Source organism: Ruegeria sp. SAZD011 (assembly GCF_059612545.1).
The window spans coordinates 1-18,256 of sequence record NZ_JBXWQU010000022.1; the positions used below are offsets into that span (position 1 = coordinate 1).

The following is an 18,256-nucleotide window of genomic DNA, read 5'->3' on the forward strand; positions in this document are numbered from 1 at the left end:
TTCTCCAGCGTCTGCACCAGGTTGGGCTGCATCGCGTCCTTCAACAGCACGGTCATCGCGCCCTCGGCCTTGATGTCACGGCAATAGACCGGGCTCTTGTCGCGGCGATAGGCCACGATGATGTCGCCCAGGCGCTTTTCCAGGTCCTTCAGATCCTTGGCCAGGCACAGGATCGCCATCACTTCCGAGGCCACGGTGATGTCGAAGCCCGCCTCGCGCGGGAAGCCGTTCGAGACCCCGCCCAGCGAGCAGGTGATCTGCCGCAGCGCCCGGTCGTTCATGTCCACCACACGACGCCACACCACCCGGCGGGTGTCGATATCGGCCTCGTTGCCCCAATAGATGTGGTTGTCGATCATCGCGCTGAGCAGGCTGTGGGCGCTGGTGATCGCGTGGAAATCGCCGGTGAAATGCAGGTTCATCTCTTCCATCGGCACGATCTGCGCATAGCCGCCCCCGGCAGCCCCCCCCTTCATGCCGAAGTTCGGCCCCAGGGACGCCTCGCGGATACAGATCATCGCGTTCTTGCCGATCCGGTTCAGACCGTCGCCCAGACCCACCGTGGTCGTGGTCTTGCCCTCGCCCGCGGGCGTCGGGTTGATCGCCGTCACCAGGATCAGCTTGCCATCGGCGCGGTCCTGAACCGAATCGATGAACCCCTGGCTCACCTTCGCCTTGTCATGGCCATAAGGCAGCAGATCCTCAGACCCGATCCCAAGCTTCGCGCCAATCTCCAAAATCGGCAACTTCCGCGCCTCGCGCGCTATCTCAATGTCACTCTTATACGCCATGGGTGCGATCCCCCGCTTGATGTCCTGGTATACCGGCGCACACGCGCCGGGCTGGTGACAGCAGTAACGTCGCATTTGCACCGGCAGGATGTGGATTCCGACATATTCGCGACGCGAAACGTCGCGGGCCGATTTCGCGGGTGACGTTTCGGAAACCTGTGCCGCTTATGGCATCCATGGACGCTGATCAGGGATGAACAGCGTCAGTTCATCGCCCAGCCGCAGAGTACCGGGGCGTTCGACCCAACTGGTGACGCCGCGCCGATCCCGTGCCGCGGGCTTGAAGGCAGCGCCATGACCGGGCTTGTCGGCCTCGACTTCGCGTCCCGGCACGACACAGGGGCGGTTTTCCATGTCGATGGTAAGCGTGGTTCCCTCCCCGTTCTGCAAACGCGAGGAGGGCGGTACATGGGTGAAATCGGGAATGCCGCTGACCACGATCGAGGCGCCGAGCCAGGCCGGGTCGAGCCGGTCCAACCCCATTTCAGTGGCGATGGCGGCCAGTTCCTCGGCCGACAGAATGGTCAGCTGACGCACATTGCGGATCTCGGTATCGCGGTCATAGAGGTTGCGCACCCGTACACAGGAGGGACGCGTGGCGCCCTCGTGCCGCTCGCCTGTGACCCCGGAAAAGCTCAGCTCCAGCATATCGACTGGTTCTGCTCGCAGCACCCCGCCCGCAGGCACCCAGCCCAGCCAATCGACCCGGCCCACATAACCGCTTTTCTCAAGAACCGGCATTCGTACACTCTCCCATTTGTAACGGCCGCAACCTTAGCCGCCTTGCTGTCGGCGACCAGCCGAAATGAAAAGGCCCGGGGGGATGCCGGGCCTTTTGATGTTGGTCTGATCGAAATCAGGCGGTGGGTTCAGGTTCCATTCCGCCGGTGGGCGGCGCCTTGGGCTTGGTCTTGGGAATCGCGGTAACGCTGGCGGCGTTGCCCTGATCCTTGCCCTGATCCTCGTCGTCGTCGGCATGGGGAGGCTCGCCCTTCATAACCCGCTTGATCTCGTCGCCGGTCAGGGTCTCGTACTCCAACAGACCCTGGGCCAGACGTTCCCAGTCGTCGCGGCGTTCGGTCAGGATGGCATGGGCCTGATCATAGCCTTGCTGGATGAAGCGTTTGACCTCTTCCTCGATCAGCTCCTTGGTATGGGCCGAGACCGAGAAACCGGCGGTATTGCCGGAATAGCCCTCATGCGCCTCGGCATAGTCGATATTGCCGACCTTGTCGGACATGCCCCAGCGCATCACCATCGCACGGGCCAGTTGGCTGGCCTGCTGGATGTCGCCCGCCGGACCGTTGGACACGTGATCCTCTCCGTATTTGAGAATCTCGGCAGCCTTGCCCGCCATGGTCATCGCCAGTTTCTGCTGGCATTCGTCACGATGCCAGTTCAGCCGGTCCATTTCCGGCAGGCTGACCACCATGCCCAGCGCGCCGCCGCGCGGGATGATCGTGGCCTTGTAGACCGGGTCGCACATCGGCAGGGCAAGCCCCACCACCGCGTGGCCCGCCTCGTGATAGGCGGTCTTTTCCTTCTGGTCCTGGGTCAGCACCATCGAGCGGCGCTCGGCCCCCATCATGACCTTGTCCTTGGCGTTCTCGAAATCCTCCATGGTCACGAAACGCCGGCCCACGCGGGCGGCCATCAGCGCCGCTTCGTTCACGAGGTTGGCCAGATCGGCGCCCGAGAAGCCGGGCGTGCCGCGCGCGATGATGCGCAAATCGACATCGGGGCCTAGCGGGGTCTTGCGCGCGTGTACGCCCAGGATTTTCTCGCGGCCCTTGATGTCGGGGTTGCCGACGGTGACCTGACGGTCGAACCGGCCCGGACGCAGCAGCGCGGGGTCCAGCACGTCCTTGCGGTTGGTGGCGGCCAGGATGATGACGCCTTCGTTGGCCTCGAACCCGTCCATTTCCACCAGCAGCTGGTTCAGCGTCTGTTCGCGCTCGTCATTGCCGCCGCCATAACCGGCGCCCCGATGACGGCCCACGGCGTCGATCTCGTCGATGAACACGATACAGGGCGCGTTCTTCTTGGCCTGTTCGAACATGTCGCGCACGCGGCTGGCACCGACCCCCACGAACATTTCCACGAAGTCCGAGCCGGAAATGGTGAAGAAGGGCACGCCCGCCTCGCCCGCGATGGCGCGCGCCAAGAGCGTCTTACCGGTGCCCGGAGGGCCCACCAGCAGCGCGCCTTTGGGAATCTTGCCACCAAGACGGCTGAATTTCTGCGGGTTGCGCAGGAATTCGACGATCTCTTCCAGCTCTTCCTTGGCCTCGTCGATACCCGCGACATCGTCAAAGGTGACGCGGCCATGCTTCTCGGTCAGCATCTTGGCCTTGGACTTGCCAAAGCCCATGGCGCCACCGCGCCCGCCGCCCTGCATCCGGTTCATGAAATAGACCCAGACCCCGATCAGCAGCAGGAACGGCAACAGCGTGATGAGGAAGGACTGGAACCCCGATTGCTGCTGCTTTTCGGCGCGCACCGGGATGTTCTTGTCGATCAAGAGGGTCGTCACCTCGGCATCGCCAGGCTTGATGGTGACGAAATCGCGACCGTCAGTGGTGCGGTAGCGGATCTGCTCACCGTCTAGGATCACCTTTGTCACATTGCCTTCGTCGACGGCGCTGACAAATTCGGAATAGGTCTTTTCCTGGCTCTGCAAGGTTCCGCCCGACCCGCTGAACAGGTTGAACAGGGCAAGAATCAACAGGAAAAGGACGACCCAGAAGGCGATGTTACGTGCGTTGCCCAAGGACATTCTCCCAATACTTTCCGGCCGCGGAACTCCGCAGCCAGCTTGTTTCTTAAAATAGAGAGGATCGGGCGAGGTTCAATGCGATAAAAGGGACGCGTAGAAGTCTTCTTCGCCGCTTTCTAATTCGGCAGTCCAACCATTGGTCAATCCGGCCAGTGGCGCGGCGATCAGAGTGTCCCCGCTCCAGACCGACGGGCTGGCGATCAGTGCCGCATGGGGGCGCCCGGTCAGGCGCCAGTCCGGGCAGAGTTTCAACCCCGCCGCGCCCAGAGCGCGCAGCTCTCCGTTCTTGACCACCGGGCCGCGCAGCACCCAGCGGCCATCCCACAATTCGCCCTGCGGGGTGGTGAGGGTTTCGACCGCCTTGTGTTCACGACAAAACCGGATACGGCGCCCCTGCCCCAGGATCAGGCACCCCCCCAACTGGCCCGAACGCTCGTGGCGCAGCGCGGCAAGCGCCTCTGCCACCGCGGCGCGGCGCGGCGGATATTCGCCGCCACCGATCCAGCCGACGATATGCAACAGCATCCGTCGCGCGATCTCATCGGGCAGGGTTCGAAAACCGCGCGGCTCCAGCAGGACGTCGCCGCCGTCGATCCGGGTCAGGTCGCGCGCCGCCAGAAAGGTGTACCAATCCAGTGCCTCGCGCGCGCGGGCCATGTTGGCGGCCACCTCTGCCAGACCCTGCGCGTCGATGCCCAAGGGCGCCAAATCCGCCAGCGCCCGGCGCGCCTTGATGCGGTCATAACGGGCATCCTCGTTCGACGGGTCGTCGGCCCAACCGATGCCTTCGCTAAGCAAAAAGTTGCGCAGCGAGTCGCGGGTGATCCCCAACAGGGGCCGCACCAGCACCACCCCGTTCTGCATGCGTCGCGGCGCCATGGCAGCAAGCCCGGATACACCGGCGGACCGGCTCAGCCGCATCAGCAGCGTTTCCGCCTGATCGTCGGCGGTGTGAGCCAGCGCAAGCGTGGTCACACGGTTGCGCAGCGCCCATTCGGTCAGCAGCGTATAGCGGGCGCGGCGGGCCTGGTCCTGAAGATTGCCCTCGCCGGTCCAGCCGGTCCAGCGCAGGGTTTCATGCGACAGACCCAGGCCAGCGGCCTGGCGGGCGACCAGCGCCGCCTCGGAGGCTGCCTCGGGCCGCAAGCCATGGTCGACCGTCGCGACCAGCAGCGTGACGTCACGACCCGGGAAGCTGCGGGCCAGCAGATGCATCAGAGCAATCGAGTCCCCGCCCCCGGAAACGGCAACGCCCAGCCGCCGGGGCGGCTGGGCGGAGAACTGCGCCCTGAGATGATCGACGAGGTTCTGGCCGCCAGCCCTCAAGAGCACCCCAGCGAGGACATTTCCCGATTTGCCTCGGCGACGGCAGCCGCCGAAGGGAACCGGACCGATACTTCGCCAAGCGTGATACAAGCCTGGCTGGTCTGGCCGAGTCGACCCAGCGCTGCCCCCAGTTGGAAAAGCGCCTCGGCGGCAAGCGGCCCGGTGCTGTCACCGGTAAAACTGGCCAGATAGGCGCGGGCCGCCTCGCGGGTGTCGCCCGTTCCGTCCAGTGCCTTACCGCGTTTCAGATGCGCCTCGGCGGCCAGCGGACTGCCGGGATAGGAGGCCTCGAACTGGGCAAAAAGGTCCGCCGCCTTTGCATAGTCGCCCGCCGCGAGTGCCTCGCTGGCGCTGTCGAACTCGGCCTGTTCGCCCACCGCAAGCTCGGTCTGTGGTTGGCTGGGTTGCGGCGCCGCAGCGGGTGTCGCCGGCGCTTCGCCGCCCAAGGTTGTGCCCTGGGACAGGGTCGAGATGTCACAATCGGCTTCCAGTTCGCACAGGCGGAATTCCAGATCGCCCACCCGGTTGCTGCCATCGGCCACCACCCGGTCGATCCGGGCATTGAGCTGTTCGGTCAGCCGGGTAAGTCGCTGCAATTCGGCCTCGATGGCATCCACCCGCTCCAACACCGTGCCCCCCGCCGCCGAGGGCGAGGGCGATCCGGTGGTCGAAAACTCGCGCTTTAGCCGCTGCACCTCGACATGCAGGACGGTCAGTTCCTGCCGGATATCGGCCAGGGTCTGCTGATCCTGCGCCGGGGCCTGCCCCGCAAACGCAAGTGAAACCGCCAGAACCGCGCCTGCAACTCTCATCCGCTTACCCCGTCAGATCCGACGTCAGAACCGTCACCGCACGGCGGTTCTTGGAATAGCAGGCCTCGTCGCTGCAAATCTCGATCGGGCGTTCCTTGCCATAGCTCACAGTCTTGAGCCGGCTGCCGGCCACCCCGCGCGAGATCAGATACTCGCGCGCCGCGTTGGCGCGGCGGGCGCCGAGCGCGAGGTTGTATTCGCGGGTGCCCTGTTCGTCGGCATGGCCTTCGATGGTGGCCGTATAGTCGGTGTTGGTCAGCAACCACTGCGCCTGCGCACCCAGTGTTGCCTGCGCCTCGGCGCTGAGTGTCGACTGATCGACGGCAAACAGGACACGATCACCGATTGCCTGATTGAAATAGGCCGGTGAGGTCGGATCACTCACCAGTCCGCTGCCGACGCCCGTGCCGGCGCCGTTCAGATCGACGGAATTCCCATCGCCCAGATCCTCGGGATTTGTGCAGGCGGCCAAGGCCACCAGCGCGCCCAGGGCGGCAAGCTTGCTCAATACGTTCATTTCAGGTGCCTCGCCTATGCTTTTTGTTGGCTCTTTCATACCACATCGGCTCGCCCATGTGAACGCGAACCGAGGTGGGGAAATCCGGGGTTTACTTTTGCAGCGGCGACCACGAAGGATCGCTGCCGCCATCGGGGGTGCGGACCGGGCGCAGATTGCGGCCCGAGATGTCGACGGAATAGAGCGCGGCGCGCCCGCTGGCGCCCTGCGTCTCGCGGGTGAACATGATGACGCGCCCATTGGGCGACCAGGTCGGCCCCTCATCCAGGAACGAGGCGGTCAACAGACGTTCCTCGCTGCCATCGGTGCGCATCACGCCGATATGAAACCGGCCCTTGCTCTGCTTGGTGAATGCGATCAGGTCGCCACGCGGCGACCAGACCGGCGTGCCATAGCGGCCCTGACCGAAACTGATCCGGGTCGCCTCGCCGCCCGAGGCGGACATGACATAGAGCTGCGGCGTGCCGGATCGGTCGCTTTCGAACACGATACGGCTGCCATCCGGGGAATAGCTGGGCGCGGTCTCGATCGAGGGGGCGCTGGTCAGCCGGGTGCTCTGCCCCGAGGCGATATTCATCGCATAGAGGTCGGTATTGCCGCCCTGAGCCAGCGAGAACAGCACCGTCTGACCATCGGGCGAAAAGCGCGGCGCAAAGCTCATGGTGCCGTCCTGGCTTTGCAAGACGCGCTGTTGCACCTGGCCGACGTCCAGGATGTGGATGCGCGGAAAGCCACCCTGATAGCTGGTATAAAGCACGCGGTCGCCCGAGGGAGAGAAACGTGGCGCCAGCACGATCGACGAACTGTCGGTCAGATACTGCACGTTGGCGCCATCGTAATCCATGATCGCCAGCCGCTTGCGGCGCTGGTCCTTGGGTCCGCTTTCCGAAACGAAGGCGACGCGACTGTCAAAATAGCCGCCTTCGCCGGTGATCCGGCTATAGACCGCATCGGCCACCTTGTGCGCCATGCGGCGCCAGCCGTCGGTCGTGCCTGCAAATTGCAGGCCGCTGCCCAGTTCGGCCCCGGCGAACACGTCCCACAGGCGGAACCGCACTGTCAGCCGGTTGCCCGACACGCTGACCGCACCGGTGATCAGCGCCTGCGCGTTGATCGCCTTCCAGTCGGCAAATTGCACCGGCGCATCGAACGACGTGACCTGGCTAATATAGGCACTGGACGGGATCTCGCGGAACAGGCCGCTTCCGGTCAGGTCCGCGGCGACGACACGCGCGATCTCGACCGCGTATTCGGCGGCGGCGGCGCTGTCGGGCACGAAATTCGGCGCTGCATAGGGCAAGGGTTCGATGATCCCCTCATCGATGGTGATCCTGAGCGGTTGGTTCTGCGCCTGGGCCGCTCCGGCCAGCAGCGCTGCACCCAGAACAAGGCTGGTCAGAAATCTCATCATTTGATCCGCATCCTCTCGGGATTGAATGTCATTTCGATATCACGCCAGTGATCATATTTTTCACTGGGAAGTTTATAGCCCTTTGCCCCGCAACGGATGATAGCACGGCGCGCGGCCTCGTAGGCCTGTTTCGCGGCCCCCGACGATCCGCCAGAGCTTTCGATCATGCGGATCGAGCCGGTATCGGGCGTGCCGTCGGCATTCATCCGCACCGAAACCACCACTGTCGTCCTCAGCGCCTCGCTGGAAAGCGAGCCCACGTTCCAGCATTGCGACACCGCCACGCGCAGCGCGTCCTTCTCGCCGCTGGTCAACGGCGGGCCGGTGGGAGCCGGTGCGGCGGCCGGTTCCTCGGTCGCGGCCAGCGCTTCGGCCAAGGCATCGTTCACCGCGCTGCGGGTCTCGGCGGCCTGGCTGGCAGGTGCCGGATTCGCCTCGGGTTTTGCTGCGGGTTTTGCCTCTGGTGTGGCCGTGGGCTTGGTCTCGGCTGTCTGCGTGGGCTGCTGCGGGCGCGTCTTCGGGCGGGGCGAGCGCGACGGCGCCACCTCGGCCGTCGGATCGGCCTCGGGTTCAATCCGGTCGGTCGCCTCCTCGGGTGCGGTGGCGGGCTGCTCGGGCTGCGGCGTCTCGGCCCCTTGCTCGGCACTCACGGGCGGGGTTTCGACTGGATCCGGGCGCGCATCGGGCGGCGGTGCTGCCACCGGTTCCGGGGCGACGCGCTCAACCGGGCGCGGTTTGGGGCGCTTTCCCGGCGGTTCCGGCAACAGCACCGTTTCAGGCTCTGGCCGTTCCAGGCTGGGCGCCTCGCTGGGCACCTGCGGTTCCGGTGTGGGCTCCACCGGTTGCGGCGCAGGTTCGGGCTCGGGTTCGGGCCGGGCCACCGGCTGTGGCTCGGGGCGCACCGGTTCCGGCTCGGGCTCGGGCGCTGGTTCCACCGGCGCCGGCTGTTCGATGGGCGCGGTAGGCTGTTCCGGTTCGACGGGCTGAGGAATGATCTCGGGCGCCTCGCGCGGCGCGCTCAGCGCCGCGAACTCCTCGGCCGAAATGACCGAAACCTCCTGCACCTCGAAAGGCAAAGGATCCGAGCGGAAGGCACCGCCCAGAAAGGCCCATGCAACCAACGTGACATGGGCGAGCGCGGAAATCTTGGTGCCGGTCTGCAAACCGCTGCCTCACTCTCCGCCACTGTCGAGCCGTGGTCCGCCGGTATCGGTGACCAACCCGACATTGGAAAATCCGCCCGCGTTCAGCGCCCCCATCACCTGCATGACCTGGGCATAGGGAATACCGCCATCGGCGCGCAGATAGACGCGGTCGCTGCTGCGTTCGGCAGCAATGGCACGCAGACGCGCAACCAGTTCGTCACGCGGCACGGCAGTTGTCTGGATCTGCACCTCACCCGCTGCCGTGACGGTCACGGTCAGCGGTTCCTCGTCATCCGAGGGCAGCGCGCCGGCGGCGGTCTTGGGCAGTTCGACCGGCACCCCGACGGTCATCAACGGCGCCGCCACCATGAAGATGATCAGCAACACCAGCATCACGTCGACAAACGGGGTGACGTTGATCTCGGACATCGGCCGGGCGCGTCCGCGACGGCGCCCGCGCCGACGCCCGCCTGACCCGCCTTCGGATTGCTGAACCGCGGCCCCCATGGCTCAGCTGTCCAGCTGACGCGAGAGGATGGTGGCGAACTCGTCGGCAAACGCCTCGTAGCCCGCAACGATCCGGTCGCTGTCGGCGCTGAGCTTGTTGTAGAAGATGACCGCAGGGATCGCGGCCAAGAGGCCCAGACCGGTGGCCAGCAGCGCCTCGGCGATGCCCGGCGCCACCACGGCCAGGTTGGTGTTCTGCTGCTCGGCAATCTCGATGAAGGCGGTCATGATGCCCCAGACGGTGCCGAAAAGACCCACGAAGGGTGCGGTCGACCCGACCGTCGCCAGCACCGGCAGGCCGCGTTGCAGCCCTTCGGCCTCCTTGGCGATGGCCACGTCCATCGACCGGTCAATGCGCGCCTGCGCCCCGGCGATCAGGCCGCCGTCGTTGCGATGCGAGCGACGCCATTCGATCATGCCGGCGGCGAATATCTTCTCGGAACTGCCCTCCGGATCCGTCCCGATCTGTTCAAACAACTCGTCCAACGGCTCGCCCGACCAGAAAGACCGATCAAACCGGTCCGCCTCGCGCCGGGTCGCGCGATACAGGATGTGTTTCTGAATGATAATGGCCCAGGCCCAGAACGATGCCAGAAGCAGCAACAGCATGACCAGTTTGACCGTCAGCGTCGCGCGGGCAAAAAGCCCCCACATCGAGAAATCGATTTCCTGCGCCAATGCCAGGGCTTCTGTTTCCATGAACCTGCTCTTTATTGCCCTATGACCGGTTTTCCGGCCTTGTTTCGCACGACGCTATAGCAGATTCCCGGCGATTTCCAACAGAACAGCAGAGGCGCCGAAAATTGTTACAGCAATGCGCGAATCTCCGCCGGGAGACGCACCGGGCGTCCCTCGCCGTTCATGCAGACGGCGGTGACGGTGGCCCGAAAGATCTCGGTCTCGCCGCGCCGGACGCTCTGCGCCATGGTCAATCGCACCCCTGACAGTGCGACCACCTCGGTCAGCACCGTCAAATCGTCCTCGAACCGCGCGGGCGCCAGGTATTCGGCCTCGATCTTGCGCACCACCCAGACCAGCCCGGCCTCGCGCATCGCGTTCTGGTCGTTGCCCAGGTTGCGCACCCAGTCCGAGCGCGCCCGCTCGATGTACCGCAAATAGTTGGCATGATAGACGATGCCGCCCATGTCGGTGTCTTCGTAATAGACCCGAACGGGAAAGACATGCGTCATTGCGGGCGCTCCATGCGGGCAAAAAGTCTGAGCGCATGAGAGGCGTCCCGCGCCGCCCCCGGCAGGATCGGATCATAGGCCGCACGGATCAGCCCGGCAATCTCGGGGCGCAGGATCGTTGCGTCACCGGCCAACGCAAGCGGTGATTGTTCTCGAAACGCCGCCTCGGACCAGAGCAGCATCACCTGCACCACCTGGACCAGCGCCAACGTCTCGGCCGGCTGCTGCGCCATCTGCGCATCCATCCGCACAAAGACAAAGGCCGCCCTGATCGCACCTGCCTCGTCAAAGCGAAAGGCGCGATACTGGTTGGCGCCCGCGCCCACCAACCGCGCAACCAGCGACGCCAGATCCGGGATTAACCGATCCAGATCGGGCACCGCCAACAGTTCCTCCCAGTCGCGAAAGAAGAAGACCATGCAATTGGCCCCCAGTTCAGGATCGGTCTCGGCCATCTTGTGGCCCGCCAGCGCCATCACAGCCTCGAAAGCGCCCTTCACGACCGAGAGCGTTTCATCCTCGACCCCGAACACGATCGGCACCACAGGCCGCCCCCAGCGGGCAAACTGAAAGCTGCCGTCATCGCGGGTGAACAGGGTCTCGATCGTCTCGGGGGTCAACATGGCAGGCGGCTCCGCAAAAAGGCGCCCCGTTTCTTGTCGAAACCGACGCCAAGGTCCACCCCCGCCGGGGCAGAAATGCGGCCTTCGCCCCTTCACTTTGCCAAAATTACTCCGGGGGAGCCTACAAAATTCGACGAATTTTGTAGGTGGGGGCAGCGCCCCCTTGCACATCCCCATCCCTAGCCGAACAGGTCGCTCTGCCCCGGCGGGCGCGGCGCGTCCAGGCCCAGATGCGTCCAGGCCTTCTGCGCCAGCATGCGCCCGCGCGGGGTGCGCTGGATCAATCCCTGCTGCAACAGATAGGGCTCGATCACCTCTTCCAGCGAGTCCCGGCTCTCGCTCAAAGCCGCTGACAGGGTCTCGATCCCCACCGGTCCACCGCCGTAATTCTCGGCGATGAGCCGCAGATAGCGGCGGTCGGCGCCGTCAAGGCCCAACTGGTCGACCCCCAGCCGGGTCAGCGCGTGATCGGCCAGTTCGCGGGTGATGCGCCCGTCGCCCTCGACCACGGCGAAGTCGACCACCCGGCGCAGCAGGCGCCCGGCAATTCGCGGGGTGCCGCGGGCACGCCGCGCGATTTCGCGCGCGCCCGCCTCGTCGGCAGGAGCGCCCAGCTTGCGCGCATTGCGGCTGACGATCTCGAACAGCTCATCCACCGTGTAGAACAGCAGCCGGGTCGGTATGCCGAACCGGTCGCGCAGCGGCGTGGTCAACAGACCCATCCGCGTGGTCGCCCCGACCAGGGTAAAGGGCTGCAACTCGATCCGCACGGTACGCGCGGCGGGCCCGTCGCCGATCACCAGGTCCAGCTCGAAATCCTCCATCGCGGGATAGAGCACCTCTTCAACCGCCGGGTTCAGCCGGTGGATCTCGTCGATGAACAGCACATCGCGCGCCTCGAGATTGGTCAGGATCGCCGCCAGATCCCCCGCCTTGGCCAGAACCGGCCCCGAGGTCATGCGGAAATTCACCCCCAGCTCGCGCGCCATGATCTGTGCCAGCGTGGTCTTGCCCAGGCCAGGCGGGCCGTGGAACAGCGTGTGATCCATCGCTTCGCCGCGCTGGCGGGCCGATTGCACGAAGATGCGCAGATTGGCCCGCGCCTCGGCCTGACCGATGAATTCGTCCAGCGCCTGCGGACGCAGGGCGCGGTCATTGTCCTCGGGCAACGGGTCGGGCCGCAGGGTTGGATCGGCGTCGGTCATCTGTCATCTCCCGCAAGGACGCCCGCCAGGGCGGATCGAGCGCGCCTCATGTCTTGGGCGCGAGCAGGCGCAGCGCCGCGCGGATCAGCTCTGCCTCTCCCGCCTCCGGCGCCTCAGCGGCGGCCTGCGCCACGGCGGCGGCGGCATCCGAGGGGCCATAACCCAGATTCGAGAGCGCCGACAGGGCACCTGCGGTCGCCGCACCGGCACCGCTGGGCGGCGCGGCCTTGCGCGGCGCCGACGCGGTGGGTTCGATCACCTCGACCACCTCTGCCGAGCCCTCCATTGCCTGAGCCACCGTGCCGCCCATCGCCATAACCCCCGGCGCCTTGTCCTTAAGGTCGAGCACGATGCGTTGCGCCGTTTTCGGGCCCACGCCCTTGGCCGACTTGACCGAGGCCCAGTCGCCCAGCGCAATCGCCCGGCTGACCCCGTCCGGCCCCAATGCGCCCAGAATGGCAAGCGACACCTTGGCCCCGACCCCCTGGACCGAGCACAACAGCCGGTGCCATTCCTTCTCGGCCAGCGACAAAAAGCCATAAAGCTGCATCAGATCCTCGCGCACCACCATATCGGTGTACAGCGCCACCGCCTCGCCCACACCCGGCAGCGCCGCCAGCGTCCGATCCGAGCAATAGACGATATAGCCGACCCCGCGCACGTCGATCAGCACATGGTCGGTCGCACGATAATCGAGCCGCCCCGTCAGCTTGCCGATCATGCCCGCACCTCTCTCTGGCTCAGCGCCTTCGCGCCTCCGTAATAGGCGTGGCAGATGGCGATGGCCAGCGCGTCCGCCGCATCCGCCCCCTTGGGCAGGCAGCCGGGCAATTGCAGCTTGACCATGTGAATGACCTGTTCCTTTTCCGCGTGGCCTACGCCCACCACCGTCTTCTTTACCCGGTTCGGAGCGTATTCGCCAACAGGCAAGCCGGCCTGCGCCAGCGTCAGCAGCGCCACACCGCGGGCCTGACCCAGCTTCAGCGTGCCCGCCCCGTCCTTGTTGACGAAAGTCTGTTCGATCGCCGCCTGATCAGGCCGGTGCGCGGCGATCACCTCGACGATCTGATTGTGCAGCGACAACAACCGCTCGCCCAGATCGTCGCCATCGGAATGACACAGCCCGTTGGCCACATGCGACAGCCGACTGCCCCGCGACTCGATCACGCCCCAGCCCAGCGTTCTCAAGCCTGGATCAATGCCAAGTATACGCATGTGTCTGCCCTGCCCGCCCGTTGTTGTAACTTTTTTCACGAATTAGCACGAAAGGGGAACATTTTCCAAGCGCTTTACGCTCACGCATGATTCCGACGCCTCGGATCCCGTTTTCGACTTCCTGCACAAAACCGACATGCTGCGACGCAGAAAACGACAGGTTTTCACAGTCGATTTACCCAATATTTCATAAGGGTTTCGGCGATTTTGACCTATGCGCACAGTGCATGTCCAACATGCAATTTGCGCGCTTGCGTTGTCGATTTTCGGCGCCTAGATGCCCGGCTGAAACAACGACCACTACTCACAACCCTATAGAGGACGCACGGATATGGCCGCACTGGACACCACCCGCTTCGCTCAAGGCTCCTTCGGCCTCGTTGGCCGTTTCGCTGCTCTTGGCACCACCATCGCAACCGCGTTTGCCGCTTGGAACGACGCCCGCGCGACCCGCAATGCGCTGACCGCGCTGAGCGACCGCGAGCTGGAAGATATCGGCCTGAGCCGCGCCGACATCGACACCGTCGCCGCAGGCAAGACCGTTTACTAAGTTCATCCCGCTCCCTCGGGACAACAGCAAACGCCGCATGCACCCTAAGATGCATGCGGCGTTTTTTCTTTGCCGAGGGAAATCAGCGCAGAATGGGTCCGATCTGTTCGGCCAGGAACCGGCTTGCCGGATCGGCCTGCATCACCCAGGCTCCGGCCTGTTCGACCGGAGTACCTTCTGCCAAGCGCGACAGGCGGGCGTCATAGCTATCCGGGCCGAGGCTGGCCAAGAGAAATGCCTTGAAGGCGAGAACCGCGATGCACAGCATCAGCAACGCCTTGAATGGCGAGCGACCACCGCTGCGGCGCGGCTTCAGCTCGATCAACCCATCCTTGCGCATGCGGGCGGTATAGCCGCGCGACAGGGCCGCGTGTTTCTTGTTCAGTCGACGAATGCGTTGGTCGAAGTCGACATTGTTATCGACCATGGCAGCCTCCATACACCGGCCCCCACCAGCGTTGTAACCAAGCTACGGTCGAAATGAGGCAAAACCAAGGCCCATGCCTAAAATGCCTGTAAAACTGGCCTAAATTGCGTCGATTTTGCGAAGCAACAGCGTGGTCCAGTCACCAATCACCCCGCGATCGACAAGATTGGTTCCGGCCTGCGCATAAACCGCGATCACATCATCGGCTTGTTCGTTCAGGATGCCGGACAGAATCGCATAACCGCCGGGTCGCAGATGGGCCACAAGATCGGGGGCCAACGCCACCAGCGGCCCTTTCAGGATGTTGGCAAAGATCAGGTCATAGGGCGCATGCGCCGCCAGTTCGTCATGGTCGAAGCCCGCCGCCTCCAGGCAGGTGACCGCGCCCTCCATGCCGTTGGCCTTGAGGTTGGCTTCGGCCACCTCGACCGCGACCGCGTCGATATCCGAGGCCAGGAAATCGCCCTGCCAGACCCGCGCCGCCGCCATCGCCAGCACCGCGGTGCCGCAGCCGATATCGGCCACCTTGGCGGCAGTGAACCCCTGCTCGATCAGCCCGTCCAGCGCGCGCAGACAGCCCAGCGTAGTGCCGTGGTGGCCGGTGCCAAAAGCCATCGACGCCTCGATAAGCAGCGGGATGCGATCCGCTGGCACCTTGTCGGCATCGTGGCTGCCATAGACAAAGAAGCGCCCCGCCTCGACCGGCGACAACTCGCGCCGGACATGAGCGACCCAATCGGTTTCGGGCAGCTCCGACACCACGAAGGGCTGGGCGCCATGCACCGCCGCCAACAGCGCCAGCGCGGTATCGTCGGGGGTCTCGGTGAAATAGCCGCCGACTTCCCACAGGCCCGAGCCGTCCTCCAGCTCGAACACGCCGATACCGGTGGGTTCGGGGGTCAGGCTCTCCATCGCCTCGCCCAGCGCCTCGGCCTGGGATTTGCCGGTCAGGGTGGTCAGCGCGGTAAAGGTGGGCATCAGCGTCTCCTGTATCTGTCAGGATGCGCGTAGGGCCGTGGCGGCGCGAGGTCAAGCCGTGGCAGGTGACGGCGGCCCAGGCCAACGACGAACCGCCAGCCCCAGAACGACGCCCCCACCCCCACCAGAAAGCTGCACAGCGCCTGCGCATAGATCACGCCGGTTGCCCCGTAGGCTCCCGCCAGCCAGAGCGCGGCGGGCAGCGTCAGCGCCCCGTCGCGCAGCCAGTTGGTCAGCGTCGCCCGCCGCGCCTTGCCCAGCGCGTTGAACGCGGCGTTCGAGACAAAGAGCAGCGCGGCAAAGACAAATCCGCCCGCGCCGACATGGGTAAAGGCGCGCAGCACCTCGAGCGCGGGGCCTTGCAGGTCGAACACCGAGCCGATACCGGGGGCAGCAAGGCTCAGCACCGCCCACATCACCAGCGTATAGCCAAGGCCGAACAGCACCGCGTCGCGATAGGTGCTGCGCAGGCGCGCATGTTCTCCGGCGCCGAAATTCTGACCAAAGATACCGCCGATGGCCCCCGCCAACGAGAAGATGCCGCCAAAGGCCACCACCGTCAGCCGCCCCACCACGGCCCAGCCCGCCATCGCCTGATCGCCGAACTGCGCCATGACCGAGGTCAGGATGTAATTGCCAACCGGGGCGGCCAGCTGGGTCAGGATGGCGGGCACCGCGATCACCATGAACGGGCGCCAGGTGGCCAGCAGGTCGCGCCGCCGGGGCCGGGCCAGCAGGTCATGCGGCCCCGTGGCAAAGCGGAACGCCATCGCCAGCATGACGAACCGCGACAGCACCACGCCCAGCGCGGCGCCGTCCAGCCCCATTTCCAGCCCGTAGATCAGGAACGGGTCGATCACCATCGCCACCCCGCCCGATGTCAGCGTCACCGACATCGAGCGCATGCCGTCCCCCTCGGCCCTGAGCGCGCCATTGGCGACCATACCCGCCGCCATTACCCCCAGCGAGGGCACCGAAAGCGCCAGATAGCGCGCCGCCAGTTCCGCCGTTTCGCCACTGGCGCCCGATAGCTGAACGATCTGATGACGGAAAACAAAGATGACGAGGCCGACAAGGCTCTGGATGGCAAAGGCCAGCAGCATCGCCGCCGTGGCATGCCGCCGTGCCAGCCCGCGCCGCCCCTGCCCGATCCCGCGAGAAATGAGCGCCACCGCGCCGATCATCAGCCCGATACCGACGCTGACCGACAGGAACTGGATGGCAAAGGAAAAGCCGATCGCCGCCATCAGGCGCGGATCCCCCAGCCGGGAAATCCAGTAGAGATTGGCCGCATCGACCAGAAAGACAAAGGTGATCCCCATCGCGCCGGTCAGGGTCATGCGGATCACATGCCCCATGGTCGAGCCGCTCAGGAACCGCCCGCGCCGCTCCATCCGGCTATTCCGCCGGGGCGGCGGGCATGTATTTCGACAGCACCGTCTCGTTGCCCGGTTCGGGGTGACGTGGAATCAGCAGCGACAGGCCAAGCGAGATCAGCGCCATGCAGGCCGCCAGCCCGAACACCGCCGCAGGAGACACCACCCACAGCAGACCCAGCAGCACCGGCAGGAACACCGCCGCGATATGATTGATGGTAAAGGCAACGGCGGCGGTCGGCGCGATATCGGCCGGGTCGGCGATCTTCTGGAAATAGGTCTTCAGCGCCAGCGCCAAGGCGAACAGGATATGGTCGATCACGTAAAGGATCGCCGCCAGCATTACGCCCCAGCCGAACCAGTAGATGCCACCATAGGCGGCAAAGACCATCGCCAGGCCGGCATACTCGAATATCAGCGTGCGCCGTTCCCCGAACCGGGCCACCGCCCGACCCAAAAGCGGTGCGACCCCCATATTGATCACCAGGTTGATCAGGTAGAGGCCGGTCAGTTCGTGCACGTCGAACCCGAACTTCTCGACCATCATGAAGCCTGCGAAGACCACAAAGATCTGCCGCCTTGCACCCGCCATGAATTGCAGCGCGTAGTAAAGCCAGTAGCGCCGGCGCAGGATCAGTTTCTTGGTCTGCGGCGTCGGCGCATCGAACTGCGGATAGGCCAGCAGGCAAAAGAGGGCGATCACCACGGTCAACCCGCCCGCCGCCATGAACACCGTGTTATAGCTCAGCTCGAACCGGTCCCAGGTCAGCACGATCAGCCCATAGATCACCAGCGTCGAGGCCGATCCGGTGGCCACCAGCCAGCCCAGCATCTGCGGCGCGCGGTCCTTGGACAGCCATTGCAGTTGCAGCGACTGATTCACCGTCTCGTAATAGTGAAACCCGATCGAGCTGAAGAGGGTCACCATCAAGAGGCCACCCAGGCTGGGAAACCAGGCGGTGACCGCCGTGGCCACCCCCAGCAACATCAGCGAGATCAACCCCAGCACCTGCTCGCGCATCACCAGGATCACCGCGATCACGCCGACGGCCAGAAAACCGGGTATCTCGCGCACCGTGTGCAGCAGACCGATATCGGCACCGTCGAAATTCGCCACCTCGATGACAAAGTTGTTGAGCAGCGCGCTCCACGCGTTGAAGGCGATGGGCATGGCAATGGCCATCGCGAACAACAGCGTGACGGGGCGGCGCCAGAACGGCAGGCCGGCGGCCTGGGACAGGGGAACGGGTCGGAACATGGCAAATGCCTTACGCCCATTCCCTCGCCTTGGCGAGAGCAAAGCCCGCACTGCACAATCGCTCTGCATCAGCGCGCAGCCCGGTCCGGCGTCGCCGCATGACCTAAATCAAATCACATATCGGAATGTGTCGCTATAACGGCGCAACT

Annotated in this window: 20 protein-coding genes; 1 reads left to right on the forward strand and 19 read right to left on the reverse strand. The window is 65.0% G+C overall.

Annotation, left to right across the window (positions count from 1 at the left end):
• The 15 genes from AC2FLM_RS08620 to ruvC form a co-directional block, all read right to left on the reverse strand.
• On the reverse strand, positions 1 to 791 hold a 791-nt coding region (locus tag AC2FLM_RS08620), incomplete at its 3' end, for a formate--tetrahydrofolate ligase (protein WP_496857255.1).
• Positions 792 to 956: 165 nt separating this feature from the next.
• Complete coding sequence (locus AC2FLM_RS08625; RefSeq protein ID WP_496857257.1) at positions 957 to 1,532, reverse strand: MOSC domain-containing protein; 576 nt, start codon at positions 1,530 to 1,532, stop codon at positions 957 to 959.
• Positions 1,533 to 1,647: 115 nt separating this feature from the next.
• Complete coding sequence (ftsH, locus tag AC2FLM_RS08630) at positions 1,648 to 3,561, reverse strand: ATP-dependent zinc metalloprotease FtsH (RefSeq protein WP_496857259.1); 1,914 nt, start codon at positions 3,559 to 3,561, stop codon at positions 1,648 to 1,650.
• Positions 3,562 to 3,639: 78 nt separating this feature from the next.
• On the reverse strand, positions 3,640 to 4,899 hold the full coding sequence (gene tilS / locus AC2FLM_RS08635; RefSeq protein WP_496857261.1) for a tRNA lysidine(34) synthetase TilS: 1,260 nt from the start codon (positions 4,897 to 4,899) through the stop codon (positions 3,640 to 3,642).
• Entirely contained in the window at positions 4,890 to 5,705 is an 816-nt protein-coding gene (ybgF, locus tag AC2FLM_RS08640; RefSeq protein ID WP_234220530.1) for a tol-pal system protein YbgF, read from the reverse strand. Before ybgF ends, tilS begins: the two co-directional genes overlap by 10 nt.
• 4 nt (positions 5,706 to 5,709) lie before the next feature.
• The gene (gene pal / locus AC2FLM_RS08645; RefSeq protein ID WP_234143004.1) at positions 5,710 to 6,222 is read right to left on the reverse strand and encodes a peptidoglycan-associated lipoprotein Pal; all 513 of its coding nucleotides are present in this window, start codon (positions 6,220 to 6,222) and stop codon (positions 5,710 to 5,712) included.
• A gap of 91 nt (positions 6,223 to 6,313) precedes the next feature.
• On the reverse strand, positions 6,314 to 7,633 hold the full coding sequence (gene tolB, locus AC2FLM_RS08650) for a Tol-Pal system beta propeller repeat protein TolB (RefSeq protein WP_234172623.1): 1,320 nt from the start codon (positions 7,631 to 7,633) through the stop codon (positions 6,314 to 6,316).
• On the reverse strand, positions 7,630 to 8,796 hold the full coding sequence (gene tolA, locus AC2FLM_RS08655; protein WP_496857264.1) for a cell envelope integrity protein TolA: 1,167 nt from the start codon (positions 8,794 to 8,796) through the stop codon (positions 7,630 to 7,632). The genes tolB and tolA overlap by 4 nt, the downstream gene beginning before the upstream one ends.
• A gap of 9 nt (positions 8,797 to 8,805) precedes the next feature.
• On the reverse strand, positions 8,806 to 9,285 hold the full coding sequence (gene tolR / locus AC2FLM_RS08660) for a protein TolR (RefSeq protein ID WP_234172621.1): 480 nt from the start codon (positions 9,283 to 9,285) through the stop codon (positions 8,806 to 8,808).
• A 3-nt stretch (positions 9,286 to 9,288) separates the two neighbouring features.
• A complete protein-coding gene (gene tolQ / locus AC2FLM_RS08665; RefSeq protein ID WP_234139756.1) occupies positions 9,289 to 9,984 on the reverse strand; it encodes a protein TolQ in 696 nt (231 codons plus the stop codon).
• 107 nt (positions 9,985 to 10,091) lie between these two features.
• On the reverse strand, positions 10,092 to 10,475 hold the full coding sequence (gene ybgC / locus AC2FLM_RS08670) for a tol-pal system-associated acyl-CoA thioesterase (protein ID WP_234139757.1): 384 nt from the start codon (positions 10,473 to 10,475) through the stop codon (positions 10,092 to 10,094).
• Positions 10,472 to 11,098 (reverse strand): hypothetical protein, encoded by a 627-nt coding sequence (locus AC2FLM_RS08675; RefSeq protein ID WP_496857267.1) that lies wholly within the window; start codon positions 11,096 to 11,098, stop codon positions 10,472 to 10,474. The genes ybgC and AC2FLM_RS08675 overlap by 4 nt, the downstream gene beginning before the upstream one ends.
• Positions 11,099 to 11,277: 179 nt before the next feature.
• Positions 11,278 to 12,303, reverse strand: a complete 1,026-nt coding sequence (ruvB, locus tag AC2FLM_RS08680; RefSeq protein ID WP_234139759.1) for a Holliday junction branch migration DNA helicase RuvB — start codon at positions 12,301 to 12,303, stop codon at positions 11,278 to 11,280.
• A gap of 46 nt (positions 12,304 to 12,349) precedes the next feature.
• A complete protein-coding gene (ruvA, locus tag AC2FLM_RS08685; protein WP_496857269.1) occupies positions 12,350 to 13,024 on the reverse strand; it encodes a Holliday junction branch migration protein RuvA in 675 nt (224 codons plus the stop codon).
• Positions 13,021 to 13,518 carry a crossover junction endodeoxyribonuclease RuvC gene (gene ruvC / locus AC2FLM_RS08690; protein WP_234139761.1) on the reverse strand — a complete coding sequence of 166 codons (498 nt, stop codon included), beginning with the start codon at positions 13,516 to 13,518 and terminating at the stop codon, positions 13,021 to 13,023. Before ruvC ends, ruvA begins: the two co-directional genes overlap by 4 nt.
• Positions 13,519 to 13,849: 331 nt before the next feature.
• Between ruvC and AC2FLM_RS08695 the strand changes: the two genes are divergently transcribed.
• Positions 13,850 to 14,068: a DUF1127 domain-containing protein gene (locus AC2FLM_RS08695; RefSeq protein ID WP_234172618.1), complete on the forward strand. Its 219-nt coding sequence runs from the start codon at positions 13,850 to 13,852 to the stop codon at positions 14,066 to 14,068.
• Between the two features lie 82 nt (positions 14,069 to 14,150).
• On the opposite strand, the gene AC2FLM_RS08700 is transcribed toward AC2FLM_RS08695, so the two are convergent.
• The 4 genes from AC2FLM_RS08700 to AC2FLM_RS08715 form a co-directional block, all read right to left on the reverse strand.
• Entirely contained in the window at positions 14,151 to 14,495 is a 345-nt protein-coding gene (locus tag AC2FLM_RS08700; protein ID WP_234220543.1) for a hypothetical protein, read from the reverse strand.
• Positions 14,496 to 14,594: 99 nt separating this feature from the next.
• Positions 14,595 to 15,473: a 50S ribosomal protein L11 methyltransferase gene (locus tag AC2FLM_RS08705; protein ID WP_496857272.1), complete on the reverse strand. Its 879-nt coding sequence runs from the start codon at positions 15,471 to 15,473 to the stop codon at positions 14,595 to 14,597.
• On the reverse strand, positions 15,473 to 16,867 hold the full coding sequence (locus tag AC2FLM_RS08710) for an MATE family efflux transporter (protein ID WP_234184259.1): 1,395 nt from the start codon (positions 16,865 to 16,867) through the stop codon (positions 15,473 to 15,475). The genes AC2FLM_RS08705 and AC2FLM_RS08710 overlap by 1 nt, the downstream gene beginning before the upstream one ends.
• Positions 16,868 to 16,871: 4 nt before the next feature.
• Positions 16,872 to 18,107, reverse strand: coding sequence for an MFS transporter (locus tag AC2FLM_RS08715; protein WP_234139766.1), 1,236 nt, complete (start codon positions 18,105 to 18,107; stop codon positions 16,872 to 16,874).
• Between the last annotated feature and the right edge of the window lie 149 nt (positions 18,108 to 18,256).